Origin of the sequence: Amycolatopsis bullii (assembly GCF_014654205.1) — a bacterium.
Taxonomy (GTDB): Bacteria; Actinomycetota; Actinomycetes; order Mycobacteriales; family Pseudonocardiaceae; genus Amycolatopsis; species Amycolatopsis plumensis.
On record NZ_BNAW01000003.1, the window covers coordinates 1 to 26,379 of the forward strand.

A 26,379-nucleotide genomic window follows, 5' to 3' on the forward strand; every position below is an offset into this window, starting at 1 on the left:
CCGCCGTTGGTGGATCAGCGGGTCGATCGGGTGCAGGTCAGTGCGGACTCCCGGACACTGCTCGACCTGTCGCGGCGGCGCGCTCTGGCGCTGGACGCGGGTGGGCGGCGGCGGGCTGCCGTGCTCGGCGCGCGGCGCGGCGGCGTCCCGCCAGGACCTGGCCTGGGCCGCGCCCGGCTCCGGCGTCCAGCGCCGCTTGGACTTCCGGCCGCGCTGCTGCGAGCCGGAGCCGTCGGAGCGGGAGCCGAAGAGTGCCACGTGTCAATCCTGCCTTACCGGGGGCCGGTTCCGCCTGCTCATCCGTGCTTTCACGCCGGAGCCGGGACGAACCTCACGCGGAACGTGACCGGCCACTGCTTCCCGGTGAGCAGGAAGTCGCCGGTGCCCGGGACGGCGGCGATACCGTTGAGCACGTCCTCGGTGCCGGTCGCGTTCACCTTCGCACGCAGCTGACCTGCGTCGATCGTCCCGGTGATGCGTCCGGTCGCGGCCTCGACGCGCAGGATCGTGTCGGTGTGCCAAACGTTTGCGTAGACGTCCCCGCCGACGCATTCGAGCTCGTTGAGCTGGTCGCGGCCGACGTCGACGCCCCCGGTGACGGCGAAGGTCGCCGGATCCCGGAACGTCAGCCGCGCGGAGCCGTTGCTCATCACCAGGCGGCCGCCGTCCTGGTGGCACAGGCCCCAGCCTTCGCCCTGGAACGGGACGCGCCGCAGCTCGGCGAGGGTGGCGGCGTCGCGTTCGATGGCGAAGCCGTCCTGCCAGGTGAGCTGCCACAGCTTCGGCCCGAGGACGGTGACGCCCTCGCCGAACAGCGGCGACGGCAGCGTGGCCGTGACCCGGGGCGGGCCGCCCGCCGGGCCGGCGGTGAGCATCGACCGGCCGGCGAGCCCGGTGCTCTCGTAGAGCGTGTCACCGGCGAATTCGAGGCCTTCGGTGAAGGCGGCGGGGTCGTGCGGCAGGGTCGCCACGACCTGGACGGTGAGCCGTTCCGGGCCGGCGGGGTGTTCCGGTTGTTCCGGGGCGCCGGCGCAGCCGCCGAGCGCGGCGGCCATCAGCAGGGCGGTGACGATCGGCGTGCGCACGTTGAACAGCCTGGCACGGGCGCCGCGGATGCGTGCGGCACAATTGGCCGCATGACTCTGCTGCTGACCCTGGACGACGGTTCCGTGCAGCGCAAACTCGCCGATGCGGTGGAGTTCGCGCGAGCTGCGGTGCTGGAGGACGCACCCGAGGAGCAGCTCGGCGCGCACGTGGGGGTCACCCGCGAGGACGCGGTCACGGCGAGTCACCTGTTCGAGGCCCAGGTCCCGGGCTACGGAGGCTGGCGCTGGTCGGTCACGGTCGCGGCGGCGGGCGAAGACGAGCCGGTGACGGTCAGTGAGGTCGTGCTGGTGCCGGGCCCCTCGGCCCTGGTCGCGCCGGCGTGGGTGCCCTGGGAGCGCCGCGTCCGCGCGGGCGACCTCGGAGTCGGCGACATCTTCCCCACGGCGGACGACGACCCCCGCCTGGCCCCGGCGTACCTCCAGTCGGACGACCCGGCGGTGGAGGAGGTCGCCCGCGAGGTCGGCCTGGGCCGGGTCCACACGCTGTCCCGTTTCGGCCGCACGGAGGCGGCGGCCCGCTGGCACGCGGGCGAGTTCGGGCCCCGCTCGGACATGGCCCGCAGCGCGCCGGACGTGTGCGGGACGTGCGGGTTCTTCGTGCCGCTGGCGGGCTCGTTGCGCGGCGTGTTCGGCGTGTGCAGCAACGACATCGCCCCGGCGGACGGCCACGTGGTGGACGTGGAGTACGGGTGCGGAGCGCACTCGGAGGTGGAGGTCGAGCTGACCTCATCGGTCCCGGTGGCCGAGCTGGTGTACGACGACTCGTTGCTGGACTTCACGCCGGCGCCGGAGATCGTGGAGACGGCGGCGGCCGAGCCGGAGACGGGGATCGCGGAGTCGGACGTATCGCCGGCGGAGGTGGAGCCGGAAGCGGCTGCGGAGTCGGTGGGTTCGGAGACTGCGGAGGTTTCGGAGGTTTCGGCCGCCGAGCCGGAAGCTGCCGTGGAGCCCGAGCAGGCGGGGGAGCCGGTCGCGGAGGCGGTTGCGGCGGAGCCAGCATCGGCGGTGGCGCCGGACCTGGAGCAGGCGGGGCAGCCGGTTGCGGCGGAGGCCGAGCCGGTTGCGGCGGAAGCCGAGCCGGTGGCGGAGGCCGCGCCGGAAGCAGCATCGGCGGCCGAGCCGGAGGCATCGGTGGAGGCTCGCGAGGTCACTGAGCCGGGTGAAGCAGCGGAAGCCCTTGAGGCGGTGGCTCCCGAAGCCGCTGCTTCGGAGGCCGAGCCGGTCGCGACGGAGGCGGTTGCTTCGGTGTCGGCTGAGCCGGTTGCGGCGGAGGCCGGGCCGGAAGCAGCATCGGCGGCGGCCGCGGAGCCGGAGCAGGCGGTGCCGGTGGCTTCGGAGGCGGCCGATCCGGCGGGATCGGCTGGCGAGCCGGTCGTGGCGGAGGTGCCTGAGCCGGCGGAAGCCGAGCCGACGCAGGCCGAGGTGACCGATGCGGCCGAGGTGCGGACTGACCCGGACTCGCCCGAAGTGACGGCCGAGCCCGAGGCGGGCGAGATCCCGGTGGCTGCGGAGTCCGATGCTGCGGAGGTGGACCCCGTCCCGGCGGAGGTGGCCGATCTCGCTGCCGAGCCGGCGCCCGCCGAGGCGATCGAAGCGATGAGCGGGCCGCAGGAAGTGGTGGAGTCGGGCCCGGCCGAGGCGCAGGATGCCGTGGTGCCGGAGCCTGCCGAGGCTGAGCCAACTCAGGCCGAGGTGACGGATGCTGTTGCCACGCCGGAGGCTGCTGAGGGGGAGCCGACTCAGGCTGAGGTGACCGATGCCGCCGCGCCCGAGGCTGAACCGGCTCCGACTGATACCGGTGATGCTCAGGAAGGTGAGCTGCCCCGAGCCGCCCTCACCGGTGAGGTTGTGAGCGAGGCTCTCCCCGCCGATGAAGCGCAAGCCCAGGTCGACGACGCCTCCGAACGGTGATCGGCGACACCCCTGAGCCGGGCGATCCGTTCGGGACCGCGCGGCTCCGCGAGGCCACCCTGCGCTCCTGGCGGGACTCGCCCACCCGGCTCACCGAAGACACCAACGTCGAACGCGACCTCCGGGTCGGCGCCTACCGGGATCGGCTCTTCGTCGAACTCGCGCAGAACGCCGCCGATGCCGCCATGGCCGGGGGCTCGCCGGGGCGGGTGAAAGTGTCTCTAGTGGACTCCGAACTTCGGTTCGCCAACACCGGCGCGCCGCTCGATGCGCGGGGTGTTGCCTCGCTCGCGTCGCTGCGGGCTTCCGGCAAGACCGGTGGAACCGTCGGGCGCTTCGGGGTCGGGTTCGCCGCCGTGCGGACCGTTTCCGACGAACCTCGCGTTGTCTCGAGCACCGGCGGGGTCGCCTTCTCCGCCGAGCGCACCCGGGAAGCCGCCGGGATCGCGGGAGACGTTCCCGTCCTGCGGCTTCCCTGGCCCGTCCCGGCCGATGTGCCGCCCGGCTTCGACACCGAAGTCCGCCTTCCCCTCCGGGACGGCGTCGATGGGCGTGCTCTCCTCGACGACCTCGCCCAGGACGTGGCCGATCTGCTGCTTGCCCTGCCCTGGCTGCGCGAATTCGATGTGGACGGTCGTGTTTGGACACGGCAGGACGACGGCGACTTCGTCGAAATTCGGGGCCCGCAAAGAGAAACGCGCTGGCTGACCCACCGCGATGACGTCGTGTGGGCCGTCCCCGTCGATGCCGATGGCGCACCTCTCCCGCTCGACGAGGACGTTCTGCACGCTCCCACCCCCACCGACGACGCGCTGTCGCTGCCCGCCCGGCTGCTCGCCTCCGTTCCGGTCGAACCGTCGCGGCGCCGTGCGCTGCCTGGCCCCGAGCTGGCGCAGGCGCTCGAGGCGGCGGCGAAGGAGTACGTCGGACTCGTAAGGCTGCTTCCGGCCGAACAACGGTTCGCGCTCGTTCCGGCACCCGGGTTTCCCAAGTCTACTGTGGACAACAAGCTTCGCGACGAAGTCCTGGCGTCCCTCAGTGTGGAACCTTGGCTGTCCACGAAGGACGGCAACGAGGTTTCCGGTCGGCAGGCGCGGGTGCTCGACGTCGACGCTCCCGGGCTGGCCGTGCTCCTGAAAGACCTCGTGCCGGGGCTGATCGAAGGGCCCGCGCAACTCCTCAAAGTCGTTGCCGTGCAAGTGATCGGCATCGAAGAGGTGCTGGAGACGCTGACCGGCGTCACTCGGGACCCCGGCTGGTGGCGAGACCTCTACGCGGCCCTGGCGATCGCCGTCGAGTCGCACGTGCTCGCCGCGGAACGGCTCGACGGCCTGCCCGTTCCCCTGTCCGATGGCCGGACGTTGCCGGGAGCTCGAGGCTGTCTGCTCGTCGAAGGCTCGGCCGAGCTGCTCGATCTCTTGTCCGATGTGGACATCCCGGGACTGCGGCTGGTGCACCCCGCCGCGTCGCACCCGCTCCTGGAACGCTTGGGCGCCAAGCACGCCGACGCCCGCGAGCTGCTCAACGCCGACCAGCTGCGGGACGCCGTCGAGCGCAGTGTCGAGGACGTCCGGTCCGGTTTGGACGGTACGACGCTCGCCGGGGCCGTGCTGCGGCTGATCGCCGACTGCGGCGACGACGCCCCGCGCTGGGCCGGTGCGCTCGCCCTGCCCGGCACCGATACCTGGCGCCGGGCCGACGAACTCGTCCTGCCGACGTCGCCGCTGCTCGACATCTTCGACGAAGAGGTCTTCGAGGAAGACGGCGCGATGGATGTCCTGGACGAGGACTTCGCCGGGGACTGGCCACAAAGCACACTCGAAGCCGCCGGCGTGCTCGACTCCTTCGCCGTGGTCGTCGACGACGAACCGCACGAGCCCGACCACGACCTGCCCGGCGAAGAAGCCTGGTGGGACTCGCTGCCGGAGCCGCCGTCGACGCTCGTTGCGATCCGGGACCTCGACCTCGTCGGCGATGACGCCTGGCCCGCGGCCATCAGGCTGCTCGCCGCGCGGCCCGAGACGTGGCACGCCCTGCGCGCGCCGAACGGCCACGCCGCCTGGTGGATCGCGCAGTACGCCGTGCTGGAAGGCGCCGCGCCGAACGAGTGGCGGCTCCCGGCCGCCGATCTGGCCGGGCTCTTCGACGAGGTCCCCGAGGTCGGCCTGAGCGAAGACCTGCTCGAAATCGCCGGGGTGCGGAAGAACCTCGCCTTGTCCAGCGTGGACGAAGCCGGCGACCTCCTCGACCGGCTCGCCGACCCGGACCGCGTGGTCTCGCCCGGGCTGACCACGCGCGCCTACGACGCCGTCGTCGAGTCGGGACTGGAACCGGCAGCGCCGCGCGCCGTGCGAGCCGCCGACGGGTCCGTTGTGGACGACGCGCTGGTCCTGGACGTGCCGTGGGTCGCCGGAGCGCTCGAGCCCGACCGGTACGTGGTCGCCCCCGAGGATCCGGAGCGGCTCGCGGACCTGCTCGACCTGCCGCTCGCGAGCACCGAGGAAGCCCGGGTCGTCAGCGAAGGCGAGTACGCGCCCTGGGCCGAGCTTCCCGCGCTGAAACTCGTCGCGGACCAGCTCGGCACCCGGCTCCCGGACGGGGGTGTCCTGGTGCACGACCCGCTCACCGTGCGCATCCAGGAGGCCGAGCACGACGTCCAGTGGTGGTCCGATGACCGGCTGCACGCGGCCGACACCTCGGAAGGGCTGGCCCGGGCGTTCGCCTGGGCGGCCGGGCGCTGGCCCGACCGGCACCTGATCACGGCGCTGCTCGACGACCCGTCGCCGCGGACGCTGCTGGCGTAACGCTCAAAGCCGCTGGGCCGACTTCGAACCGCGGCGGGCAGCCGCGCGCTGCCAGGCGATGATCGCCAGGCCGACGAAGCCGAGCGCGAACCCGGACAGCGCCGTCTGCACCCACAGCGCCGAAGTCGTGAAGAAGAGCACCACCAGCGCGACAGCCCAGATCGAGGTGCCTACGATCACCACCGGCGTCAGGTCGGTCAGCTTCTTGGGCAGCTCCGGCGTGTGCCGCAACGAGCCCGTAACCTCCGGTGGATTGATCGGTTCACTCACGAGGTGCAGGGTACTCCGCAGCAGCGAGAGAATGGGCAGGCGAATGGCGGAGCAGGAGACGACCCGCACCGGGACGTCCACACTGGACCGGTTCTTCAAGATCACCGAGCGGGGGTCGACCGTGCCGCGCGAGCTGCGCGGCGGCCTGGTCACCTTCGTGACGATGGCCTACATCGTGGTGCTGAACCCGCTCATCATCGGCAGTTTCTCGGCCGACGACGCCGGCGCGCACAAGGACGTCCTCGGCGGCATCCTCCCGGTGCCGCAGGTCGCGGCGGTGACCGCGCTGGTCGCCGGCGTCATGACCATCCTCATGGGCCTGATCGCGAACTACCCGTTCGCCATCGCGACCGGCCTGGGCATCAACAGCCTGGTCGCGGTCACCATCGCCCCGCAGATGACCTGGCCCGAGGCGATGGGCCTGGTGGTCATCGAGGGCGTGATCATCGTGCTGCTCGTGCTCACCGGCTTCCGCACCGCGGTGTTCCGGGCCGTGCCGGCCGCGCTGAAGTCCGCGATCGCCGTCGGCATCGGCGTGTTCATCTGCCTGATCGGCCTGGTCGACGCCGGGTTCGTGCGACGGCTGCCGGACGCCGCGCACACCACCGTCCCGGTGGGCCTGGGCATCAACGGCTCGATCGCCTCCTGGCCGACCGCGGTGTTCGTCGTCGGCCTGCTGGTCACCGGCATCCTGGTCGTCCGCAAGGTCAAGGGCGCGATCCTGATCGGCGTGCTGACCTCGACCGTGCTGGCCATCGTCGTCGAGGCGATCGTCAAAGCCGGGCCGTCGCAGGGCACCAACCCGAAGGGCTGGAACCTCGGCTACCCGGCGCTGCCGGACCAGGTGCTCGGCCTGCCGAACCTCTCGCTCGTCGGCGACGTCTCGTTCGGCGCCTGGACGCGGCTGCCGATCATCACCGTCTGCCTGCTGGTGTTCACCCTGGTCCTCGCCGACTTCTTCGACGCGATGGGCACCATGACCGGCCTCGCGAAGGAGGCTGACCTGCTCCCGGAGGACGGCCAGCTGCCCAACGTCGGCAAGGCGCTGTTCGTCGAAGGCCTCGCGGGCGCGGCCGGCGGGTTCGGCTCGGCCAGCTCGAACACGGTGTTCGTCGAGTCGGCTTCGGGCATCGCCGAAGGCGCGCGGACGGGCCTGGCGAACGTCGTCACCGGCGTACTGTTCATCGCCGCGATGTTCCTGACGCCGCTGTACCAGGTGGTGCCGGTCGAGGCGGCCGCCCCGGCGCTGGTCGTGGTCGGCGCGATGCTCATGTCGCAGGTCCGCGACATCGACTTCACCGACTACTCGATCGCGCTGCCGGCGTTCCTGACCATCGTCGTCATGCCGTTCACGTACTCGATCGCGAACGGCATCGGCGCCGGGTTCGTCAGCTACGTCGTCATCCGCGCGGCCACCGGCAAGGCCCGCCAGGTGCACCCGCTGATGTGGGTGATCGCGCTGGCCTTCGTGGCGTACTTCGCGGTCGGGCCGATCCAGGCGGCCTTCCGGTGATCAACCGGCGCCGGTGACCCGCAGCGCCGCGTCGAGGACGCCCCGGTTGCGCTCGAATTCGGCGGGCGGCGCCTCGAACCGGATCGTGATGAGGCGGTCGCCGACGCCGAGGCCGACCACGGTGATCCGGCGCGGGCTCCCGTCGCGGGTGTCGGTGTAGTCCCACTCCGCGGCGTCGTAGTCGGCGACCGGGGCGTGTTCGACCACCGAGCCGCCGTGGCCGGCGGCCTTGGCCACGGCGCGCAGGCCGCTCACCGGATCCTCCTGCTCGAGCGCCACCCGGTCGGTCTCGAGCAGGAGGTCGCCGTGGCGGTAGCTCGCGCGGTCCTTGTCTTCGGTGACGGCCCAGCCGGTCGGGACGGGGATCTCGACGTCGAAGCCACCGGTCCCGCGGCCGGCCTCGGCCGGGAAGTCGTAGATCTGCTTGGTCTCCCGGTACGGCAGCGTGGTGGCCGTGGGCATCGTCGTCGGCGGCGGTGCGGCCGCCGGGGCGTCGTCACCGCCGCCCGCGAACTGCGCCACCACGACGGTCAGGGCCGCCGCGCCGACCACGGCCGAGCCCACCAGCTTCTTGTTCATCCCGCTCCCCAGTTCTCTCTGCGGGGAGGACGCGTGAACCGCGGCCAGGTTGCCGAAGTCCGCGGTGGGCGCGATTCGATCTTGCTACGCTGCCGATCATGGAGGCCACGGGGGTGGCCTCGCTGGATGTCCAAGGGGGAACTGATGCGCAGTCGCGCTGTCTTCTCGGTCCGGAACCGCTCGGTTCAGCGGGTGCTCACCGCGGCGGTCGCGGCGACCGGGATCGCCTTCACGGTGCCCGCGGTGGCCGAAGCCGCCCCGGCCGGCGCGTGCTGGGCGGCCGGGTTCTACAAGACGGACCCGGCCGGGCGGCCGCACGAGGCGTTCTACTGCGAGAACGAGTCGCCGACGAAGGTCTACAGCAGTGCCGGCTACAGCGGCAGCTACGGCACCATGTACGGCACGCCGAGCTGGTACGCCTGCAAGACCGACAACCAGTTCAACGGCGGCGGGCCGCACCCGTACCGCTGGCTCTACACCCAGGCCGACTCGCCGTCCGGCTGGTGGGGATTCGTGCCGGACAACCACATCATCAGCGAAACCGACACGGTGCCCAACTGCATCTGGTGATCGCGCAGCGACGGCCCCGGCCCCTGGTGGACCGGGGCCGTCGTGCTGTCCGGGGTGCCGATGACCAACATCACCCGGTCGGCCGGATATTCGTAAGGTATGCTAACTATATGTCCGGCGACACGCACGAACGCTCGTTGGCGAGCCGTCTGCGTCTCGCGGTGGTCCGGCTCAACCGTCGGCTGCGGGCACAGCGCGTCGGGGACGACCTCACGCTGACACAGGTCGCCGCGCTGTCCACCCTGCACAAGTGCGGTGCGCTGACCCCGGGGCAGCTCGCCGCGAAGGAAGGCGTCCAGCCACCTTCGATGACGAGGGTGATCGCCGCGCTCGAGGAGCTGGGGTTCGTCGAGCGGCGCCCGCACCCGACCGATGGCAGGCAAGCGATCGTCGAGTTGTCCGAGAGCGGGCTGGCCTACGTTCGCAAGGCCATCTCCGTGCGGGAGGCGTGGCTGGACCGGCAATTGGCGGAACTCGGCGACGAAGAGCGTGAAGTGCTCTCCAAAGCCGCCGAAATCATAGACAGGATGGCGGGGAACTAACCACGGTGACGGCCACGGGTAGCGAAACCAAACGTTCGATCCAGACCACTGCTACCCGGGAATCGGCCGCACCGCCGTCCGCGTCACCACCTTCCGCCCCGAAGCGCGGCAGCATGTTCGCCTCGCTGCGCGTCCGCAACTACCGGCTGTTCTTCACCGGCCAGGTCATCTCGAACATCGGCACCTGGATGCAGCGCATCGCCCAGGACTGGCTGGTGTTCACCCTCAGCGGCAACAACCCGATCGCGCTCGGTGTCGCCGTCGCGCTGCAGTTCACGCCGACGCTGTTCCTCTCACTCTGGGCCGGCGTCCTCGCCGACCGCGTCGACAAGCGGCGCCTGCTCACCTGGATCCAGGGGGCGGCGTGCACGCAGGCCGCGATCCTCGGCGTGCTCGACCTGAGCGGGATCGCCGCGCTGTGGCACGTCTACGTCCTGTGCTTCACCCTCGGCGTGACGGCGGCGCTGGAAGTGCCGACGCGGCAGTCGTTCGTGGCCGAGATGGTGGGCCGCGACCAGGTCGCCAACGCCGTCGCGCTGAACTCGTCGATCTTCAACATGGCCCGGATCGTGGGCCCGGCGATCGCCGGGTTCGCGATCACCTGGATCGGCACCGGCTGGCTGTTCATCGCGAACGCGCTGAGCACGGTCGCGGTGATCACCGGGCTGGTCCTGATGAACCCGGACAAGCTGTTCCGCGTCGCGGCGGTGCCGCGCGAGAAGGGGCAGCTCGCCGAGGGCCTGCGGTACGTCCGGCGGCGGTCGGACCTGATGACGGTGATGGTCCTGGTGCTGTTCGTCAGCACGTTCGGCATCACGTACTTCAGCTCGCTCCCGATCGTCGCGGCGAACGTGTTCCACACCGCCGCCGACGGCTACGGCCTCCTCTCGACACTGGTCGCGGTCGGCACCTTCACCGGCGCGCTGATGTCCGCCCGCCGCGGCACCAAGGGGCGCCCGCGGGTCCGGCTGATGCTGGTTTCGGCCTTCTTCCTGGGCGTGTTCGAGCTGCTCACGGCGTTCATGCCGACGTACCTGACGTTCGGCCTCGGCCTGATCCCGCTCGGCTTCGCCACCATGACGTTCCTCAACACGGCGAACGCGCTGGTGCAGACGTCGGTCAGCCCGGAGATGCGCGGCCGGGTGATGGGCCTGTACGTGCTCGTGCTGATCGGGGGGAACCCGATCGGCGGGCCGATGGTCGGGTGGATGGCCCAGGAGTTCGGCGGGCGGTCTCCGTTCTACATCGGCGGGGCGGTCTCGGCCGTGGCCGCGGTGGTGTGCGCGGTGGTGCTGATCCGGCGGGGCGGGATTTCGTGGCCGGTGCGGCGGGGGCTGGGGTTGCGGGTGCTCAAGCGAGCCAAGGTCTGACGGGGAAGCGGTGATCTTGGCTGCTCGGGGAGAGGGCGGTATAGTGAGTCGGCACCCGCCAGTAGGCGGGCGAAGTGGACCCGGCAGCCTTCCGGACGGTGGGCGGGCCGGGTTTCGCGTTTTCGGCTCAAGCGAGGTTGACGGCCACGACGAAGTCCTTGGCGCGTGCCTTCCATGGCCCACCCCTTTGCCAGCACCAGGCGAAGGCATCCGGAATGGCCAGCAATGGCTCTTCGTTGCGCGCGCGATGGTGGCGGTAGCCCAGAGCCGTGGAACCGTGCGGGCGGGTCGCCCGATGAGGAGTCCGGCGGTCGAGTTCCGGTTCTGATTCGTCGGTTGTCGCCTCGTGTGTGCACTGCAACCAACCCTGGCCGGCGCGGCGGGGGCTGGGGTTGCGGGTGCTCAAGCGGGCCAAGGTCTGACGAGACGTATCGGTTCGTATCCATGGCGTGACCGTATCGGCGACCACCGACAAAAACCGGGGCCTGCGGCCCTGAGTGTCACCCGGAAGAGTGGGATCGGAGTCTCCGCAGCCGAAGTCTTGCCCGCAGAGATGAGGTTAGGCTAACCTCATACACGTCCGCTTCGTGGTGGGAGCGGCAGTCAGTTCGGGAACGGACGGAGCCCCGGCCCTGGGAAAACCCCAGGCCGGGGCTTCGTTCACGTCAAGGCAGTGTCGGGCTGGCTCGCGCCGGCCGTCAAGGGGCTCTCACCCGGCGATACCGGCAGGCGCGTCAACGTCATCCCGAAGTACACGCGGTACGCGAGGCGGATCGCTTCGGGTGAAGGCAGCAGGACCTCGTTGCGGACGCCGTCGACCGTCTCGATCAGCTTGGCGCCCGACAGCGTGACCCGGCCCTGGGCCGTCGGGCGGGAGCAGGTCAGCGACTGCGTGAAGTGCGACTCCGGCGACGTCGTCTGCCACCAGGCCATCGGGATGAAGTCGGCCAGCGGGCGCGGGCGGCGCTCGAGGCGGTACTGCGGCTTGCCGTCCAGCAGGACGTCGACGTCGCCGTGCGGGGCGTCCAGGATCAGGAACTCGCCGTCCGGGTCGCGCTGGGCGTCCACGGCGGACAGCTGGAGCGGGTGACGGGAGAACCGGCCGAAACCGACGTCCACCAGCCAATCCCCGGAGTCCGAGGAGACGACGATCGCCGCGTGGTCCAGGGGTGGGCCGAGGGTGCCGTCCGGGCGGAACACCTGGGCCGCGTGCAGCGAAGCTTCGTACCCCAGTGACCGCAACAGCGCCGCGAACAAGCCGTTCAGCTCGTAGCAGAACCCACCGCGGCGGCGGCCCACGATCTTGGCGAACAGCGCGTCCTCCTCGAGCACGACCGGCTCGCCGAGGTGGCTGCTCAGGTTCTCGAACGGCACCGCGGCCAGGTGGCGTTCCTGCAGGTGGCGCAGCGTCGCGAGGTCGGGCGCCGCCGGGCGGGCGACGCCGAGGCGGTCCAGGTACGCGTCGATGTCCATGCCGACCACTCAAACACCTCGACCGCGGTCGAGGTCAAGGCATTTTCACCCGGTGACGAAAACGGGGCCCTCCCGGAAGGGAGAGCCCCGTTCGACGGGAACAGGCTCAGCCGAGCAGCAGGCCGTTGCCGCCCGCGACGGCGTTGTCGAAGCGCTTGCTGATCTCGGCCCAGTTGAAGATGTTCCACAGGGCCTTGACGTAGTCCGGCTTCACGTTCTTGTAGTCCAGGTAGAACGCGTGCTCCCAGACGTCGACCAGCAGGATCGGCACGGTCGGCAGGATCAGGTTGTTGTGGTGGTCGCGCAGCTGCTGGGTGATCAGCGTCTTGCCGATCGGGTCCCAGGACAGCGCGCCCCAGCCGTTGCCCTGGATCGTGGTCGAGACGGCGGTGAACTGCGCCTTGAACTTGTCGAAGGAGCCGAACGCCTCGTCGATCGCCGCGGCCAGCTCGCCGGTCGGCTTGTCGCCGCCTTCCGGCGACAGGATCTTCCACCACACGACGTGGTTGGCGTGGCCGGCCAGGTTGAAGGCCAGGGTGGTCTCCAGGCCGACGATCGAGCCGAAGTCGTTCGCTTCGCGGGCGGCTTCGAGCTTCTCGAGCGTGTCGTTCGCGCCCTTGACGTAGGTCGCGTGGTGCTTGCTGTGGTGCAGCTCGTTGATCTCGCCGGAGATGTGCGGCGCGAGGGCGCCGTAGTCGTAGTCGAGATCGGGCAGCTCGTAGCGGGCCATTGGCCCTCCTTCTGTCTTCGACACAAGTTTCCGGTACCGAACCTAGTAGCACACGCCCCTCCGCGGCGAGCGGGGGCATGTCGTGATCACCGCCTGGGATGACCGGCTCGTGGGTGGCGTACCCGAGGGTCCGCCGCCCGAAACCGAGCCTGCAACCTGGACTTAACTGGAGGTCAACGGCCTGTGAGATCAGGCACGGAACTCGTCCAGTCGCGACGCCAGCTCGTCGAAGACGGCGACGTTGCACTCGAACGCCACCACCGTCTCGTCGATCACGCGGGCCCGCTCGGCCTCGTCCCACGGGGCGTTGTCCAGCTTCGCCCGGTAAGCATCCCGGAAGCGGGGCGCGCTGCCGATGCCGTCGAAGTGGTAGAAGAGCGTGCCCGCCTCGGCGACGTCGTACGTCTTCTCCAGCAGCCGCCGGATCGCCTGGCCGCCGGCGATGTCGCCCAGGTAGCGCGTGTAGTGGTGGGCGACGTACCCGCCGGCCCACGCGGACGCTTCCTCGATCCGCGCGGCGTAAGCCCGGGTGGAGGCCAGCGGCGTGATCGTCGAACGCCAGTCCGGCCCGACCAGGTGGGCCAGGTCGCGCTCCAGGTTCGGCAGCCGCCGCAGCTCGTCGAAGACGAACTCGCCGCCGACGCGGTCGCCCGCCATCCGGTCGCTCGCCGCCTCGATGGCGCCGTAGATGAAGTAGTACTGGATCGCGAGCCGGGTGTAGCCCTCCTGCGTCAGCTCGCCGCCGAGCAGGGCGCGCATGTACGTCGAGTAGTTCGCCTTTTCGTGGACTTCGAGGGTCGACGCGCGCAAGGTCGCCGAGAACGGGCGGGCGTCCGTGGTCACCGACATGGGCAGGCCTCCCGGCGATCGATCTGACACGCTGTCAGAAAGATCGTAGGGCATGCATCGGGCTTAGGCCACCCTAAACCGCGGCTCCGACCGCGCGCAGGACGAACCGCACCGCCGCCTCGACGACGTCTTCCAGCTGGTCGGCGGGCCCTTCGACCAGCGTCCGGTTGCCCAGCGCCGCGGTGATCATCGGGATCAGGACGTCCGGGTCCTCGGCCGGCCAGCGGCCCAGGTCCACCCCACCGCCGAGGATGGCGCGGAGGCGGTCGGTGATCGGGTCGGCGTGCGCGCTGATCCGCCGGTACGCCGCCGGGGCCAGTGCCGACGCCAGCGCCGTGCCCGGCGGTATGTGGTACTCGCTCAGCACGCGCAGCTGCAACCGGACGAACGTGGCCAGCTGGTCGACCGGGTCGGACTGGGCCTCGACGGCTTCGGTGAGCTGCGTGACGTACCGGGCCGCTTCGTCCTCGACGAACGCGACGAGCAGGCTCTCCTTGTCCGGGAAGTGGTTGTACAGCGCGGTCCGGCCCACGCCGGCCGCCGACGCCACGCCGGCGAGCGTGATCGCGTCGAAGCCGCGTTCGTAGAGCTGCGCGCGCAGGACGTCGAAGACCCGGGCCCGCACCTCGCGCCGGTGTGCCTCCAGCGACTCACCGAGAATCTTCGGCATCCGACCAGGCTAGCGTCAATCGGCCACCGGCCACGTGTGCACCGGTTCGCCCGCCTCGGACAGCTCCAGGTAGCGCCCCAGCATCAGGCTCAACGCCGCCTCGCGGTCCAGCCCGCGTTCCTGCGCGCGCAGGACGTAGTCGCGCTGCCAGGTCGCGCCCGTCCGCCGCGCCAGGCAGCGGCGCTCGATGATCCCGAGGTAGCGCTCGCGGGCCTCGTCGGAGACGTCCGAGGCGCGCAGACCCTCGTGGGCCAGCGGCAGCAGCACGCGCAGCGCCAGCTCGTCCGGCGGGATCCAGCCGATGCCCGGCCAGTACAGCTGCCCGTCGAAGCCCCGCCGCGCGCCCGCGTAAAGGTTTTCCTCGGCCGCCTGGAACGACATCTGGCTCCACACGGGGCGTTCGGCCTCGGCCAGCGCGCGCTGGGCGCCGTAGAAGAAGGCCGCGTTCGCCACCGTGTCGACCACCGTCGGCCCGGCCGGCAGCACACGGTTCTCCACGCGCAGGTGCGGCAGGCCGTCGACGACGTCGTACACCGGGCGGTTCCAGCGCCAGATCGTCCCGTTGTGCATGCGCAGCTCGGTGAGCTTCGGCGCCTGCCCCGCGTCGAGCGCCTCGATCGGGTCTTCGGCGTCGGTTTCCGGGAGCAGGCCGGGGAAGTAGCGGACGTTCTCCTCGAACAGGTCGAAGATCGACGTGATCCAGCGCTCACCGAACCACACCCGCGGCCGCACGCCCTGGTTCTTCAATTCCTCCGGCCGGGTGTCGGTCGCCTGCAGGAACAGCGGGATGCGCGTCTCGTGCCAGAGCGCCTTGCCGAGCAGGAACGGCGAATTCGACGCGAGCGCGATCTGCAGCCCGGCCAGGCACTGCGCGGCGTTCCAGTGCGCGGCGAACTCTTCGGGCGCGACCTGCAGGTGCAGCTGCACGCTGGTGCACGCGGCTTCGGGCAGGATCGACTCCGCGTAGCTGCGCAGGCGCTCGGGCTGCTGGCCCGGGAGCGCCGAGCCTTCCATCGCGAGCACCGTGCGCTCGCCTCGCGCGGCGAAGATCTGGTCGTTCAGCGTGGAGTACCGGGTCTTGTTGGTGAGCCACTTCTGGTCGAAGTGCTCGTGCTTCAGCGTCGGCAGGATGCCGATCATCGCCAGCGACGAGCCGGTGTCGCGCGCCTTCGTCGACGCGGTGTCGAGGTACGCGCGGAGGTCGTCTTCGAGCTGGAGCGCGGAATCGCCGGCCAGTGGCCGCGGCGGGACGTTCAGCTCGATGTTGTGCTGGCCCAGCTCGGTGGTGAACGAGGGGTCGTCGAGCGCCTCCAGCACCGCGGTGTTCGTCATCGACGGGCGCAGCTCGCGGTCGACGAGGTTCAGTTCCACTTCGAGGCCGATGTTCTTGCGGGGGAACGAAAAACTGCCGTCGGTGAGCATCCGGGCCAGCGTGTCCAGACAACGCTGCACCTTGCGGCGGTACCTCCCTCGGTCCAGCGTGTTGAACGACTGAGCCTCGAGGTCCATCCCCATGACCATCCCTGTTTCTGTCGGCGTGGACTAGGACGTGTTTCAGGCCCCGGCGGACAACCGTTACACAGGCGATGCAGCCGGGCTAGCGGCCAAACTGGTGCTCTCCGTCACGGGCGGTTAACCGAAAGCAAAATGGCCCCGTTCGTACCACCGGGCGGTGGACGTTCGGACCAGTCGGACGCCCGGCAAGCGGATGACAGACTGGGCGGATGGGCGTGATCCACATCGACCACTCCGGCGATCCCCGCGTCGACGATTTCCGCGACCTGTCCACTGCGGACCGTCGGCCCGACCGGCCCGGCGGGCGCGGGTTCGTCATCGCCGAAGGCACCGTCGTGGTGTCCCGGCTGCTCGCGTCCCGCTACCCGGTACGGGCGCTGCTGGGAGTGCAGCGGCGGTTCGGCGAGCTGGCCGGGGACCTGGCCGGGCTCGAGGTACCGCAGTACGTCACGTCCGCGGAGATCATGGCCGAAGTCGTCGGGTTCCACCTCAACCGCGGGATCCTCGCCGTCGCGGACCGGCCGGTGCCGCTGACGGTTCCCGAGGTCGTCGGCGGCACCGGTCCGATCGCCGTGCTGGAAGGCGTCGGCGACCACGAAAACCTCGGCGCGCTCTTCCGCAACGCCGCCGCGCTCGGCGTCGGCGGCGTGCTGCTCGGCCCGGGTTGCTCCGACCCGCTGTACCGGCGCAGCGTGCGCGTGTCGATGGGGCACGTGCTGCGCGTGCCCTTCGGACACCTGACGGACTGGCCGGGCGGGCTCGACGACCTGCGGGCGCGCGGGTTCGCCGTCGCGGCGTTCACCCCGCGACCGGGGTCGATCCCGCTGTCCGCGCTGCGCGAGCACGCGCCCGGGCGGGTGGCGTTGCTCTTCGGAGCCGAAGGTCCCGGGCTGACCGAGACGGCGCTCGCGGCGGCTGATCATGCCGTCCGGATACCCATGCCGGCCGGAGTCGATTCACTGAACATCGCCACGGCCGCCGCCGTTGCCTTCTACGAACTGGCCCGGGGCGGCTAAAGTTCTGTTCTCCGAGGCGGGAAGGGGCACCATGGAGCTGCGGATCCGCGGCGAGCGCGCCGTGCTGGCCGGCCCGGGCGGGGAGCACGCGCGCGAGGTGGACCCGCACAAGCTCGCGATCGGGGCCGACCTGGCCCAGGCCTTGCACGAGTGGGCGCGCGTGGCGTCCGCGGTCACCGCCGATCCGGGGGCGGAGGCGGGCGCGGTGGTCTCGCAGCGCGGCCGTCAGCTGGCCGGCCGGCTGGCCTCGGTGATGGGCACGGCCGTGCGGTTCGTGGATCCGGTGACCGGGGCGGACACGGTCGTCGAGCCGCCGCCACCGTCCACCGAACCCGGCCACCGGTTCGTCCGCGCGGTGCTCGGCCCGCCCGGCCCGCCGGGCGAGCCGACGCCGTGGCTGACCGGGCTGACCGTCTCGGCGTTCATCGCGGCCGTGGTCGTGGTGGCCATGCTGGCGCTGGCTTCGACGCTGGCCCGCGAAACCAGCGGCTGGCTCGCGCTGGTGGCCTCGGTGATCGTGACGGCCGGGATCACGCCGTCGCTGTGGCTGATCCGCCGCACCCCGATCCTGCGCTGGGCCGCCTACGGCGCGGCCGGCGGGGTCGTGATCGCGTGGATCGGCGTGCTGGTCATCGCGTTCTGAGGCAGCCGGGCGTACGTGACGAGCGCGCCCTGCGCCTGAGTTGCCGTCTGGCTGCGGAAGAAGTAGCCGTGGAAGGCGGCGATCTGGCGGACCAGTTCGGGGGAGACGTCGAACTGGCCGGAGAAGAACGTCACGCTGGCGCTTCCGTCGAACTCGCCGGCCAGCCAGCCGACGCGTGCCGAGCGGGGAAAGATCCGGAGCACCCACAACAGCGGCGGCACGCCGAGGGCGGTGAGGCCGAAGCCGATCGCGAAGATCCGCTGCTCGCCGGTGAACAACGCCGTGACGGCGCCGCCGCCGAAGCAGAGCACGGCCCACACCGCGGGGACGAGGAAGCCGGCGAACGACATCCGGAACTTCCGCGCCGGCACCGGCGAACGGCCGCGCAGCAGCAGGATCCGGTCGGTGCTGTCGGCGAACTCCGCGACGGGGTGCAGCCCCTCGCCGCCGGCGATCTCGGCGATCCGGGCCGGCGTCAGCTTCGCGTGGCGGACGCTCACCCACAGCTCGGCACGGCCGTCGAGGTGGTTGCGCAGCCACTGCTCCCGGTCCGGTGATCCCGGCTGGACCTCGAAGGGCGGCGGGACCTCGAAGGACGGCGGAACCCGGGGCGCCGGCGTGCCGAAAACCAGGCCGGGGCGGGTCTTCCGGAACAGCAGGTCGAGGTGGTTGCGGGTCGCGTCGCACGGACCGGCGGAGAAATAGCCGTACAGCGAAGCGACTTCGCCGAGCAGTTCGGGGGACACCGACGGCGGCGGCAGCACGATCACCTGGGGACTGCCGTCGAACGGCTCGTCGAGCCACGGCATCCGCGGTGACCGGCCGGCGATCGCGCGGACGAGGAACGGTGCCGCCACCGCGGTGATCAGGAAGACCGGGATCAGCAGGACCGGCCACTTCTGCTCGGCGGTGGCCGCGAACCAGGTGCCCACGGCGATCCCGGCGATGCCGAGAACCGCGGCCAGGCTCTGGACCGTGCTCAGGCCGAGCCGGCGTCCGGCCGTGCGGGGCCGCAGTTCCTCGTCGGGCAGCCCGGTGCGCCGCAGCAGCAGGAGCCGGTCGGTCGCGTCGGCGGCTTCGGCGACCACGGTCATCCCGGCCGCCGCCGCGGCGTTGCCGATGTCGTCGCGGCCGAGCCGCAGCCGCCGCGAACTCGCCCAGAACTGCTCCTGGCCGTGGAGCAGCTTCGCGAGCCGGCGGCGGTCCGCCTCCGTGCCCGGCCCGCGGTCGAACGGCGGCGGGAAGAGCCCGGGTGCGAACTCGAACCGCAGGGACCCCGCCCGGTCCGGCGCGGTTTCGCGGTAGCGGCGGGAGTGCGCGGCCTGCCGGACGGTCGTCGGATCGAGGCCCCACTGCGCGGGCACCACCTCGACCACCGGGGCGCCGCCGAACGGGCGGTACCTCAGCTCGGCGAAGCGGACGAGCCACGCCTGCTGGTCACCCTGCATGATCGATCCCTCCCTCAGCGTGACATCGTAGCCTGAGGGGATGCAGCAGCTGGACGCTTTGCGAAAAGTGTGCCTGGCCCTGCCGGAGGCGACGGAACGGCTGAGCCACGGGTCGCCGGCGTGGTTCGTGCGCGGCAAGAAGACCTTCGCGATGTTCGCCGACGACCACCACGGCGACGGCAGGCTCGCCTTCTGGTGCCCGGCGCCGCCGGGTGCGCAGGAGGAACTGGTGCGCACCGAGCCGGAGCGGTTCTTCCGGCCGGCGTACGTCGGGCACCGCGGGTGGCTGGGGGTGCGCCTGGACGTCGACGTCGACTGGGGCGAGGTCGACCGGATCGTGCGCGAGGCCTACCGGCTGGTGGCGCCGAAGACGCTCGCCGCGCTGGTGGATTAGCCGCGCTGCGAGCGGACCCCGAGCAGCACGTCCTCCCAGGACGGCACGATCGGGTGGTTCTTCTTGGCCTTCGGCCGCGGCTCCGGCACCGCCGCGTCCTCGTCCGGATCCGTCGGCACGCGGGGGATCTCGCGGGTGTCGTCGTCCGGGTCCGGCTCGGCCGACGGCAGCTGGGCGCGCTCCGGCTCCACCGAATCCAGCGTCGGCTGGAACTCCGTTTCGCGGGCCGGTGCGAGGGCGCGGACCGTGCGCGGGGCGCGGTAGGCGTTCGGGTCCAGCAGGACCTCGGCGTTCTCGTCCAGCGCCGTCACCGTGCCGCCGTGCGCGCCCGGCGAGAACGCCCAGTGCGCGCGGTTGTCCGACCGGCCGGCCTTCCAGCGGAGCACGACGACCCAGCGGCCGTCGTCGCCCTTCCAGGAGTCCCAGGTGGCCTGCGAGTAGTCGTGGCCGCGGACGCCGAAGCTGTGCGCGACGACCTCGCCGAGCGTCTGCACGTCGGGGCCGTCCTCGCGGACCGGGTGGGCGCTCTGCGCCAGCTCGGCGGTCCGGGACCGCTCGAGCAGCACCGGGTAGGCGTAGCGCTCGACGCGCTGCGTCGAGACACCGGCGCTCGCGGCGACCTGCTCGACGGACTCGCCGGCCCGGATGCGCTGCTGGATCTCGCGTGGCCGCATCTGGCTCTCCAACTCGATTTCGATCTGGCCGAGGCGGGTGATGTCACCCCGCGCCGCCGCGCGCAGTCGCTCATCAGCCGGGAGCAGGAAACGAGTACGGCTCGCCGGGTCTTCGAGCACGATGGACTTCCCGTCCTCGTGCAGTCCGACCACTCGCAGCGCCCGCATTGTTCTCGCCTCCCCGATCTTCTTCACCGTTGTGGGTGCCCACGTTAGAACGGCGCGTCGGCTTGACGTGCGAGGCGCGCCGAGTCCGCACGGAACTGCCCCACTGTTCATTTTGTGTTACAGGCATCGTCGCTCACGCTGGTCAGCGGCAAAGGGGTGACACGCCGGACACGCAAAGTCACGATCGAGTGGATCAAGCGGGCGGTCCGGTGCGGGTGGTGGGGTGGGGTGGTGGGCGCTCCGGGGGCGGCGGTGGCGGGCTGGAGCGGCTCGGCGACCGGGCTTGGCCGGGGCCGATCGCGACGGCCGTCCGGCTGAGCCTCCGATCAACGGCGGTGGCGCGCGCAGTCATGCGGCGGCCGGAACGCCAGCCGCGGATGAGCCCGGACTCACGCGGGCGGCAGGCGGACCATCACCGTGAGGCCGCGCCGGCCGGGCCGGTCGGCGGCGAGGCACGGCGGGAGTGGTCCGGGCGGGGTGGTGGGGCCCCGCAGGTGGTGGGTGGGAGCGCTGGGCGGACGGGGGCCGGTCGGGCCGCAGTGAATGACTCATTCCTGACGCCAGACGCCAGGAATGAGTCATTCACTGCGTCGAGGCGGGGGTGCGGATCAAGCGGGCGCCAGCCGGACCGTCACGGCCAGGCCGCCGCGCCGCCCCGGCTGGGCCTCGGCGCGGCCGCCGTGGGCCTGGGCCACCGAGCGGACGATCGACAACCCCAGCCCCGCGTTGCGCGTGTCGCCGGTCCGCTCCGCCCCGCCCAGCCGCCGGAACGGCTCGAACAGCGTCGGCACCGCCTCCGGCGGTACCACCGGCCCCGAGTTCCGCACCTCCAGCGCCGGGTCGCCGCGGACCTCGACGTACACCCAGCCGCCCGCGGTGTTGTACGTGATCGCGTTGACCACCAGGTTCGTCACCAGCCGCTCCAGCAGCACCGGGTCGCCCGCCACCGTCCGCGGCCGCAGCCGGGTCTCCACCGCCACCCCGGCCGCCTCGGCCTGGGCGGCGGTGGCCCGGACGACCGCCGCGGCGACCTCGTCGAGGCGCACCGGCGTGCGCGCGTGCAGCCCGCGGTCGCTGCGGGCCAGCACCAGCAGGCCCTCGATCATCCGCTCGCTGCGTTCGTTGGTGTGGAGCAGGTGCGTGCCGAGCTTCTTGAGCTCCGTCGGGACGTCGGGGTCGGCCATCGCCACCTCGATCAGCGTCCGCTGCACCGCCAGCGGGGTCCGGAGCTCGTGGGAGGCGTTCGCGACGAACCGCTTCTGGCTGTCGAACGACTCCGCGAGCCGGTCGAGCATGCCGTCGAAGGTGTCCGCCAGCTCCTTCAGCTCGTCCGGCGGCCCTTCGAGGTTGATCCGCCGGTCGAGCTTGCCCGCCTCCAGCCGTCGTGCGGCCGAGGTGATGTCGTGCAGCGGCCGCAGCGCGCGGCCCGCCATCAGCCAGCCGAACAGCACCGCCAGCGCCGCCGTGACGACCAGCGCGATCGCCGAGCCGACCACCAAGGTGGACAGCGTCGAGGAGCGGTACTCGTCGAGCGAGCCGCTGAGCAGCTGCACCGCGACGCCCGGGGACGGGAGAGCCGTGCGGGCCGCGACGCCGAAGGTGACGTCGGCGGAGCCGACCGTCGTCAGCGCGGCCCGGGTGGGGTCCGGCAGCGTGCTCTGCACGAGCAGGTAGTTGATGACGACCAGGACCAGCCCGGCGAGCAGGAAGAGCGCGCCGTACCAGGCCGTCAGCTTGGTCCGGACGGAAAACCCGGTCACGGCGTGCCGAACCGGTAGCCGGCGCCCGGCACGGTCTCGATCACCGGCGGGTCACCCAGCTTGCGCCGCAACGTCATCACCGCGACGCGCACGGCGTTGGTGAACGGGTCCGCGTGCTCGTCCCACGCCTTTTCCAGCAGGTCTTCGGCACTGACCACGGTGCCCTCCGCCCGCATGAGCACCTCCAGCACGGCGAACTCCTTCGGCGAGAGCAGCAGGAACCGGCCGTCGCGGGCGGCCTGGTGGCGCGGCAGGTCGAGCACGACTCCGTCGCGTTCCAGCACCGGCGGCAACGCCGGCCGCGCGCGCCGCGACAGCGCCTGAACACGGGCCACGAGCTCGGCGAACGCGAACGGCTTCGTCAGGTAGTCGTCGGCGCCGAGGCCGAGGCCGGCGACCCGGTCGGTGACGTCGGCGGCCGCGGTCAGCATCAGCACCCGCGCCTCGCCGCCCGCACGGACCACGGCCGCGCAGACGTCGTCGCCGTGCACCTTCGGCAGGTCGCGGTCGAGCACCACGACGTCGTAGCCGTGCACGCCGACGCGTTCCATGGCCTGCTCGCCGTCGTAGCAGACGTCGACGGCCATCGAGAAGCGCCGCAGCCCTTCCGCGACCGAGTCGGCCAGCAACCGCTCGTCCTCCACCACCAGCACCCGCACCGGCCCAGTCTGCGCAGGGAGGCCATAAGGACCGCATAAGCGACGTCGCTTAGCGCGCCCGAACCACCCGATCCGTAGACCTGGTTCCCCACCGGACGAAAGGAAGCGAGCCATGCGGACACGGATCGCCGTCGCGGCGCTGGGGACGGCCCTGCTGCTCGGCGGCTGCGGGGCGAAGCCCGACGACGGGTCGAAGGTCGCCTCGATCTCGACGCCGCCGAAGACGGGCGGCCCGGCAGCGGCCGACAACAGCGGCAAGAGCGACGAAGACAAGATGCGCGACTTCGCCAAGTGCATGCGCGAGCACGGCGTCGACATGCCCGATCCGAAGCCCGCCGGTGACGGCAAGGGGATGTCGATCGCGATCCAGGGCGAGGGTGCCGACAAGGGGAAGATCGACGCCGCGCAGAACGCGTGCAAGCACCTGATGCCCAACGGCGGCGAGATGAAGCAGCCGAGTCCCGAGGAACTGGACAAGATGCGGCAGCAGGCGAAGTGCATGCGGGAGCACGGCGTCGACATGCCCGACCCCGACCCGAGCGGCAAGAACACCATGCGGATCGGCGGGCCGGGCGACGACCCGAAGAAGTTCGAGGACGCCGCGAAGGCCTGCGGGCTCGGCATGAGCGTCCACTCCGAGGCGGGCAAGTGAACGACGTGACGCACCTGAAACCGCGCCGCCGGGGCCGGACGCGCTGGTTCATCGCCGGTGCCGTCCTGGTCGTGGTGCTGGGCACCAGCTCCGTCGTGATCCTGACGCGGGTGTCGAGCGCGACGCCGGTCAAGGAGGCCGCGCCGCCCGCGGTCGAGACCGCCGAAGTGGCCAAAACCGACCTGAGCGAAGAAGAAGAGGCCGACGGCACGCTCGGCTACGGCGACGAATCGGTCGTCCAGGGCCGCAAGCCCGGCACGATCACGTCGCTGCCGGCCGCCGGCGCCACCCTCACCCGCTGCCAGGCGGTGTACGGAGTGGACGCGAAACTGGTGCCGCTGTTCTACGGCACGCTGCCGTTCTACCGCGACCTCGCGCTCGGCGCGGACGACGGCGCCGACGTCAAGCAGCTGGAGGAGAACCTCAAGGCGTGCGGGTTCGGCGGGTTCGGCACGCCGGACAAGAAGTTCACCGCGGCGACGGCGGCCGCGCTGAAGAAGTGGCAGAAGTCGCTCGGCCTGGAGCAGACCGGTGCGTTCGGCCAAGGCGACGTCGTGCTGGCCGCGGGCGAGCTGCGGGTGTCGGCGCTGGCCGCCAAGCCGGGAGCGCCCGCCCAGGGCGAAATCCTCAAGACGACCGGCACCGTCCGGTCGGTGCAGGTGAAGCTCGACGCGGCCAAGCAGAGCCTCGCCCAGCAGGACGCGAAGGCGTCCGTGACGATCAACGGGAAGACGACGCAAGGCACGATCACCGACGTCGGGCGGACCGCGGTCGAGGGCAAGGACGCGGCCGGCCAGGACGACGGCAAGCCCAAGATCACCGTGACCGTCCGGCTCGACGACCCGGCCGTGGCCGGCAGCCTCGACTCGGCCCCGGCGACCGTCCGCTTCACCAAGGACGTCCGCCAAGGCGTACTCGCGGTCCCGGTCGGCGCGCTGCTCGCGCTCGCCGAAGGCGGGTACGCGGTCGAGGTCGACGACAACGGGCAACGACGGCTGATCGCCGTCCAGACCGGACTGTTCAGCGGCGGGAAGGTCGAGGTTTCCGGCACCGGCCTGGCCGCGGGCATGCGGGTGGTGACGACGTCGTGACACCCGTGCTGCGCGTGCACGAGGTCACGCGCACCTACCCCGGCGGGGTCGCCGCGCTCGACGGCGTCTCGCTCTCGCTGGACGACGGTGAGATGGTGGCGATCGTCGGGCCGTCCGGGTCCGGCAAGTCCACCCTGCTGCACCTGATGGGCACGCTCGACCGGCCGTCCTCCGGGCGGGTGGAGCTGCGCGGCCACGACGTCGCCGCGCTGCCCGACCGCAAGGTCTCGGCCCTGCGGTCGCGCTGGATCGGGTTCGTGTTCCAGCAGTTCTTCCTCGACGAAGGGATGAGTGCGGTGGACAACGTGTGCACCGGCCTGCTCTACGCCGGGGTGGCGCGGCGACGGCGGCGCGCGCGGGCGCTGGCCGCGCTCGACCGCGTCAGGCTCGGGCACCGGGCGTGGCACCGGCCCGGCGAGCTGTCGGGCGGCGAACGCCAGCGCGTCGCGATCGCCAGGGCCGTCGTCAACGACCCGGCGATCCTGCTGGCCGACGAGCCGACCGGCAACCTCGACACCGGCACCGGCGCGTCCGTGCTCGCGCTGCTCGGCGAGCTGTCGGCGGAGGGCACCACGATCGTCGTGATCACCCACGACCGCGAGATCGCCGCGGGCATGCCCCGCCGGATCGAGCTGCTCGACGGGCACCTGCGGCTCGACACCGGCCTGGTGGGGGCGCGATGACCCTGGTGACACTGCCGGAGCCGGCCCGTCTGAAGCCCCCGGACGTCGTCGCGCTGGGCGCCCACGGCATGCGCACGCGGCCGGTGCGGGCGGTGCTGTCCGCGCTGGGCATCGCGATCGGCGTCGCCGCGATGGTGGCGGTGCTGGCGATCCCGGCCTCCGGCGCGCAGGCCCTGCACGACCGGCTGGCCGCGCTCGGCCCCAACCTGCTCACCGCCGGGCCGGGCCAGACGCTGTTCGGGGACAACGCGACCCTGCCCGACGACGCCGTCCCGATGGCCAAGCGGATCGGGCCGGTGCAGGCGGCCGCGGGCACCGGGACGACGTCGGCGAGCGTGCGCCGCAGCGACAAGATCGCGCCGGACGACACGTCCGGGCTGGCCGTGTACGCCGCACGGCCGGATCTGCTCGCCGTGCTGGGCGGCAAGGTGCGGACCGGAGCCTTTCTGGCCACCGGGAACCAGAACTACCCGGTGACCGTGCTCGGCTCCCAGGCCGCGGCCCGGCTCGGCATCGACCACATCGACCCGGCCCGGCCGCCGCAGGTGCTGATCGGGACGCAGTGGTTCACCGTGGTGGGCATCCTCGCGCCGATGCCGCTGGCGCCGGAGGTCGAGCGGTCGGCGCTGGTCGGCTGGGACGTCGCCAAGCGGCTGCTCGGGTTCGACGGCCACCCGTCCACCGTGTACGTCCGGGCGGAGGAGTCCCAAGTGGACGGGGTGCGGTCGGTGCTGGCGGCGACGCTGAACCCGCAGGCGCCGAACGAGGTCCAGGTCCGGCGCCCGTCGGACGCCTTGGCGGCGCAGAAGCTGACGGACACGACCTACAGCGCGTTGTTCCTCGGGCTCGGCGGGGTGGCGCTGCTGGTCGGCGGGGTCGGCGTGGCGAACACGATGGTGATCTCGGTGCTGGAACGGCGGCGCGAGATCGGCCTGCGCCGGGCGCTGGGGGCGACGAAACGGCAGATCCGGGGGCAGTTCCTGGCGGAGTCGGTGCTGTTGTCCGGGCTCGGCGGGCTCGCGGGCGTGCTGGTCGGCGTCATGGTGACGGCGGGGTACGCGCTGAGCCAGGGCTGGCCCGCGGTGCTGCCGGCCGGGGCGCTGGTGGGCGGGGTCGGCGTGGCGGCGCTGGTCGGCGCGGTCGCCGGGGCCTACCCGGCGGTGCGGGCGGCCCGCCTGGCCCCCACCCGGGCGCTCGCCTGAGCCGGTTCGGGTGCAGTGAATGACTCATTCCTGGCGTCCGACGCCAGGAATGGGTCATTCAAGGCGCTTGAACGCCAGGTCAGCGGC

The 26,379-nt window shown here is 71.7% G+C and carries 25 protein-coding genes and 1 pseudogene; 13 read left to right on the forward strand and 13 right to left on the reverse strand.

Features of this window, described 5'->3' with window-relative positions:
* A pseudogene (locus IE317_RS04760) lies at nt 1–258 on the reverse strand (hypothetical protein); the annotation flags it as partial.
* A gap of 50 nt (nt 259–308) precedes the next feature.
* Nucleotides 309–1,085, reverse strand: a complete 777-nt coding sequence (locus IE317_RS04765) for a glutaminyl-peptide cyclotransferase (RefSeq protein ID WP_191306821.1) — start codon at nt 1,083–1,085, stop codon at nt 309–311.
* On the opposite strand from IE317_RS04765, the gene IE317_RS45060 reads away from it, so the two are divergent.
* Nucleotides 1,014–3,017: a DUF3027 domain-containing protein gene (locus tag IE317_RS45060; RefSeq protein ID WP_268246853.1), complete on the forward strand. Its 2,004-nt coding sequence runs from the start codon at nt 1,014–1,016 to the stop codon at nt 3,015–3,017. The genes IE317_RS04765 and IE317_RS45060 overlap by 72 nt on opposite strands.
* The gene (locus IE317_RS04775; protein WP_191306822.1) at nt 3,014–5,821 is read left to right on the forward strand and encodes a sacsin N-terminal ATP-binding-like domain-containing protein; all 2,808 of its coding nucleotides are present in this window, start codon (nt 3,014–3,016) and stop codon (nt 5,819–5,821) included. Before IE317_RS45060 ends, IE317_RS04775 begins: the two co-directional genes overlap by 4 nt.
* 3 nt (nt 5,822–5,824) lie before the next feature.
* Here IE317_RS04775 and IE317_RS04780 read toward each other — a convergent pair whose 3' ends face one another.
* Nucleotides 5,825–6,052, reverse strand: coding sequence for a DUF2530 domain-containing protein (locus IE317_RS04780; protein WP_191307271.1), 228 nt, complete (start codon nt 6,050–6,052; stop codon nt 5,825–5,827).
* A gap of 82 nt (nt 6,053–6,134) precedes the next feature.
* Between IE317_RS04780 and IE317_RS04785 the strand changes: the two genes are divergently transcribed.
* On the forward strand, nt 6,135–7,604 hold the full coding sequence (locus tag IE317_RS04785; RefSeq protein WP_191307273.1) for an NCS2 family permease: 1,470 nt from the start codon (nt 6,135–6,137) through the stop codon (nt 7,602–7,604).
* On the opposite strand, the gene IE317_RS04790 is transcribed toward IE317_RS04785, so the two are convergent.
* The gene (locus tag IE317_RS04790; RefSeq protein WP_191306823.1) at nt 7,605–8,183 is read right to left on the reverse strand and encodes a hypothetical protein; all 579 of its coding nucleotides are present in this window, start codon (nt 8,181–8,183) and stop codon (nt 7,605–7,607) included.
* A 144-nt stretch (nt 8,184–8,327) separates the two neighbouring features.
* Here IE317_RS04790 and IE317_RS04795 point away from each other — a divergent pair, with 144 nt between their 5' ends.
* From IE317_RS04795 to IE317_RS04805, 3 genes are all read left to right on the forward strand, one after another.
* The gene (locus IE317_RS04795) at nt 8,328–8,753 is read left to right on the forward strand and encodes a hypothetical protein (protein ID WP_191306824.1); all 426 of its coding nucleotides are present in this window, start codon (nt 8,328–8,330) and stop codon (nt 8,751–8,753) included.
* Nucleotides 8,754–8,863: 110 nt separating this feature from the next.
* Nucleotides 8,864–9,295 (forward strand): MarR family winged helix-turn-helix transcriptional regulator, encoded by a 432-nt coding sequence (locus tag IE317_RS04800; RefSeq protein WP_191306825.1) that lies wholly within the window; start codon nt 8,864–8,866, stop codon nt 9,293–9,295.
* 113 nt (nt 9,296–9,408) lie between these two features.
* Nucleotides 9,409–10,665, forward strand: a complete 1,257-nt coding sequence (locus tag IE317_RS04805) for an MFS transporter (RefSeq protein ID WP_191306826.1) — start codon at nt 9,409–9,411, stop codon at nt 10,663–10,665.
* Nucleotides 10,666–11,325: 660 nt separating this feature from the next.
* Here the strand turns inward: IE317_RS04805 and IE317_RS04810 are convergent.
* From IE317_RS04810 to IE317_RS04830, 5 genes are all read right to left on the reverse strand, one after another.
* Nucleotides 11,326–12,138 carry an arylamine N-acetyltransferase family protein gene (locus IE317_RS04810; protein ID WP_191306827.1) on the reverse strand — a complete coding sequence of 271 codons (813 nt, stop codon included), beginning with the start codon at nt 12,136–12,138 and terminating at the stop codon, nt 11,326–11,328.
* Between the two features lie 106 nt (nt 12,139–12,244).
* Entirely contained in the window at nt 12,245–12,868 is a 624-nt protein-coding gene (locus tag IE317_RS04815) for a superoxide dismutase (protein WP_072476063.1), read from the reverse strand.
* A gap of 189 nt (nt 12,869–13,057) precedes the next feature.
* The gene (locus tag IE317_RS04820; RefSeq protein WP_191306828.1) at nt 13,058–13,717 is read right to left on the reverse strand and encodes a biliverdin-producing heme oxygenase; all 660 of its coding nucleotides are present in this window, start codon (nt 13,715–13,717) and stop codon (nt 13,058–13,060) included.
* 73 nt (nt 13,718–13,790) lie between these two features.
* Nucleotides 13,791–14,387 (reverse strand): TetR/AcrR family transcriptional regulator, encoded by a 597-nt coding sequence (locus tag IE317_RS04825; RefSeq protein WP_191306829.1) that lies wholly within the window; start codon nt 14,385–14,387, stop codon nt 13,791–13,793.
* A gap of 15 nt (nt 14,388–14,402) precedes the next feature.
* Nucleotides 14,403–15,902: a glutamate-cysteine ligase family protein gene (locus tag IE317_RS04830; protein ID WP_229902476.1), complete on the reverse strand. Its 1,500-nt coding sequence runs from the start codon at nt 15,900–15,902 to the stop codon at nt 14,403–14,405.
* A 209-nt stretch (nt 15,903–16,111) separates the two neighbouring features.
* On the opposite strand from IE317_RS04830, the gene IE317_RS04835 reads away from it, so the two are divergent.
* Complete coding sequence (locus tag IE317_RS04835; RefSeq protein ID WP_191306831.1) at nt 16,112–16,918, forward strand: TrmH family RNA methyltransferase; 807 nt, start codon at nt 16,112–16,114, stop codon at nt 16,916–16,918.
* Nucleotides 16,919–16,949: 31 nt separating this feature from the next.
* Nucleotides 16,950–17,561 (forward strand): DUF2537 domain-containing protein, encoded by a 612-nt coding sequence (locus IE317_RS04840; protein WP_191306832.1) that lies wholly within the window; start codon nt 16,950–16,952, stop codon nt 17,559–17,561.
* On the opposite strand, the gene IE317_RS04845 is transcribed toward IE317_RS04840, so the two are convergent.
* A complete protein-coding gene (locus tag IE317_RS04845) occupies nt 17,501–19,009 on the reverse strand; it encodes a hypothetical protein (RefSeq protein ID WP_229902477.1) in 1,509 nt (502 codons plus the stop codon). The genes IE317_RS04840 and IE317_RS04845 overlap by 61 nt on opposite strands.
* A gap of 40 nt (nt 19,010–19,049) precedes the next feature.
* On the opposite strand from IE317_RS04845, the gene IE317_RS04850 reads away from it, so the two are divergent.
* A complete protein-coding gene (locus tag IE317_RS04850) occupies nt 19,050–19,403 on the forward strand; it encodes an MmcQ/YjbR family DNA-binding protein (protein WP_191306833.1) in 354 nt (117 codons plus the stop codon).
* On the opposite strand, the gene sepH is transcribed toward IE317_RS04850, so the two are convergent.
* From sepH to IE317_RS04865, 3 genes are all read right to left on the reverse strand, one after another.
* Nucleotides 19,400–20,245, reverse strand: coding sequence for a septation protein SepH (gene sepH / locus IE317_RS04855; protein WP_191306834.1), 846 nt, complete (start codon nt 20,243–20,245; stop codon nt 19,400–19,402). The genes IE317_RS04850 and sepH overlap by 4 nt on opposite strands.
* Before the next feature lie 608 nt (nt 20,246–20,853).
* Complete coding sequence (locus IE317_RS04860; RefSeq protein WP_191306835.1) at nt 20,854–22,005, reverse strand: ATP-binding protein; 1,152 nt, start codon at nt 22,003–22,005, stop codon at nt 20,854–20,856.
* Nucleotides 22,002–22,664 (reverse strand): response regulator transcription factor, encoded by a 663-nt coding sequence (locus IE317_RS04865; protein ID WP_013230194.1) that lies wholly within the window; start codon nt 22,662–22,664, stop codon nt 22,002–22,004. Before IE317_RS04865 ends, IE317_RS04860 begins: the two co-directional genes overlap by 4 nt.
* A 112-nt stretch (nt 22,665–22,776) precedes the next feature.
* Between IE317_RS04865 and IE317_RS04870 the strand changes: the two genes are divergently transcribed.
* From IE317_RS04870 to IE317_RS04885, 4 genes are read left to right on the forward strand one after another with little or no spacing between them, the layout of a single operon-like run.
* Entirely contained in the window at nt 22,777–23,316 is a 540-nt protein-coding gene (locus IE317_RS04870; RefSeq protein ID WP_191306836.1) for a hypothetical protein, read from the forward strand.
* The gene (locus IE317_RS04875; RefSeq protein ID WP_191306837.1) at nt 23,313–24,407 is read left to right on the forward strand and encodes a peptidoglycan-binding protein; all 1,095 of its coding nucleotides are present in this window, start codon (nt 23,313–23,315) and stop codon (nt 24,405–24,407) included. Before IE317_RS04870 ends, IE317_RS04875 begins: the two co-directional genes overlap by 4 nt.
* The gene (locus tag IE317_RS04880; protein WP_191306838.1) at nt 24,404–25,090 is read left to right on the forward strand and encodes an ABC transporter ATP-binding protein; all 687 of its coding nucleotides are present in this window, start codon (nt 24,404–24,406) and stop codon (nt 25,088–25,090) included. Before IE317_RS04875 ends, IE317_RS04880 begins: the two co-directional genes overlap by 4 nt.
* A complete protein-coding gene (locus IE317_RS04885; RefSeq protein WP_191306839.1) occupies nt 25,087–26,292 on the forward strand; it encodes an ABC transporter permease in 1,206 nt (401 codons plus the stop codon). Before IE317_RS04880 ends, IE317_RS04885 begins: the two co-directional genes overlap by 4 nt.
* Nucleotides 26,293–26,379: the final 87 nt, after the last annotated feature.

Bases quoted from the DNA above. Each gene is read 5' to 3' on its own strand.
- IE317_RS04785 (WP_191307273.1), top strand. From the start codon at position 6,135: ATGGCGGAGCAGGAGACGACCCGCACCGGGACGTCCACACTGGACCGG.
- IE317_RS04790 (WP_191306823.1), bottom strand. From the start codon at position 8,183: ATGAACAAGAAGCTGGTGGGCTCGGCCGTGGTCGGCGCGGCGGCCCTG.
- IE317_RS04795 (WP_191306824.1), top strand. From the start codon at position 8,328: ATGCGCAGTCGCGCTGTCTTCTCGGTCCGGAACCGCTCGGTTCAGCGG.
- IE317_RS04800 (WP_191306825.1), top strand. From the start codon at position 8,864: ATGTCCGGCGACACGCACGAACGCTCGTTGGCGAGCCGTCTGCGTCTC.
- IE317_RS04805 (WP_191306826.1), top strand. From the start codon at position 9,409: ATGTTCGCCTCGCTGCGCGTCCGCAACTACCGGCTGTTCTTCACCGGC.
- IE317_RS04810 (WP_191306827.1), bottom strand. From the start codon at position 12,138: ATGGACATCGACGCGTACCTGGACCGCCTCGGCGTCGCCCGCCCGGCG.
- IE317_RS04815 (WP_072476063.1), bottom strand. From the start codon at position 12,868: ATGGCCCGCTACGAGCTGCCCGATCTCGACTACGACTACGGCGCCCTC.
- IE317_RS04820 (WP_191306828.1), bottom strand. From the start codon at position 13,717: ATGTCGGTGACCACGGACGCCCGCCCGTTCTCGGCGACCTTGCGCGCG.
- IE317_RS04825 (WP_191306829.1), bottom strand. From the start codon at position 14,387: ATGCCGAAGATTCTCGGTGAGTCGCTGGAGGCACACCGGCGCGAGGTG.
- IE317_RS04830 (WP_229902476.1), bottom strand. From the start codon at position 15,902: ATGGGGATGGACCTCGAGGCTCAGTCGTTCAACACGCTGGACCGAGGG.
- IE317_RS04835 (WP_191306831.1), top strand. From the start codon at position 16,112: ATGGGCGTGATCCACATCGACCACTCCGGCGATCCCCGCGTCGACGAT.
- IE317_RS04840 (WP_191306832.1), top strand. From the start codon at position 16,950: ATGGAGCTGCGGATCCGCGGCGAGCGCGCCGTGCTGGCCGGCCCGGGC.
- IE317_RS04845 (WP_229902477.1), bottom strand. From the start codon at position 19,009: ATGCAGGGTGACCAGCAGGCGTGGCTCGTCCGCTTCGCCGAGCTGAGG.
- IE317_RS04850 (WP_191306833.1), top strand. From the start codon at position 19,050: ATGCAGCAGCTGGACGCTTTGCGAAAAGTGTGCCTGGCCCTGCCGGAG.
- sepH (WP_191306834.1), bottom strand. From the start codon at position 20,245: ATGCGGGCGCTGCGAGTGGTCGGACTGCACGAGGACGGGAAGTCCATC.
- IE317_RS04870 (WP_191306836.1), top strand. From the start codon at position 22,777: ATGCGGACACGGATCGCCGTCGCGGCGCTGGGGACGGCCCTGCTGCTC.
- IE317_RS04885 (WP_191306839.1), top strand. From the start codon at position 25,087: ATGACCCTGGTGACACTGCCGGAGCCGGCCCGTCTGAAGCCCCCGGAC.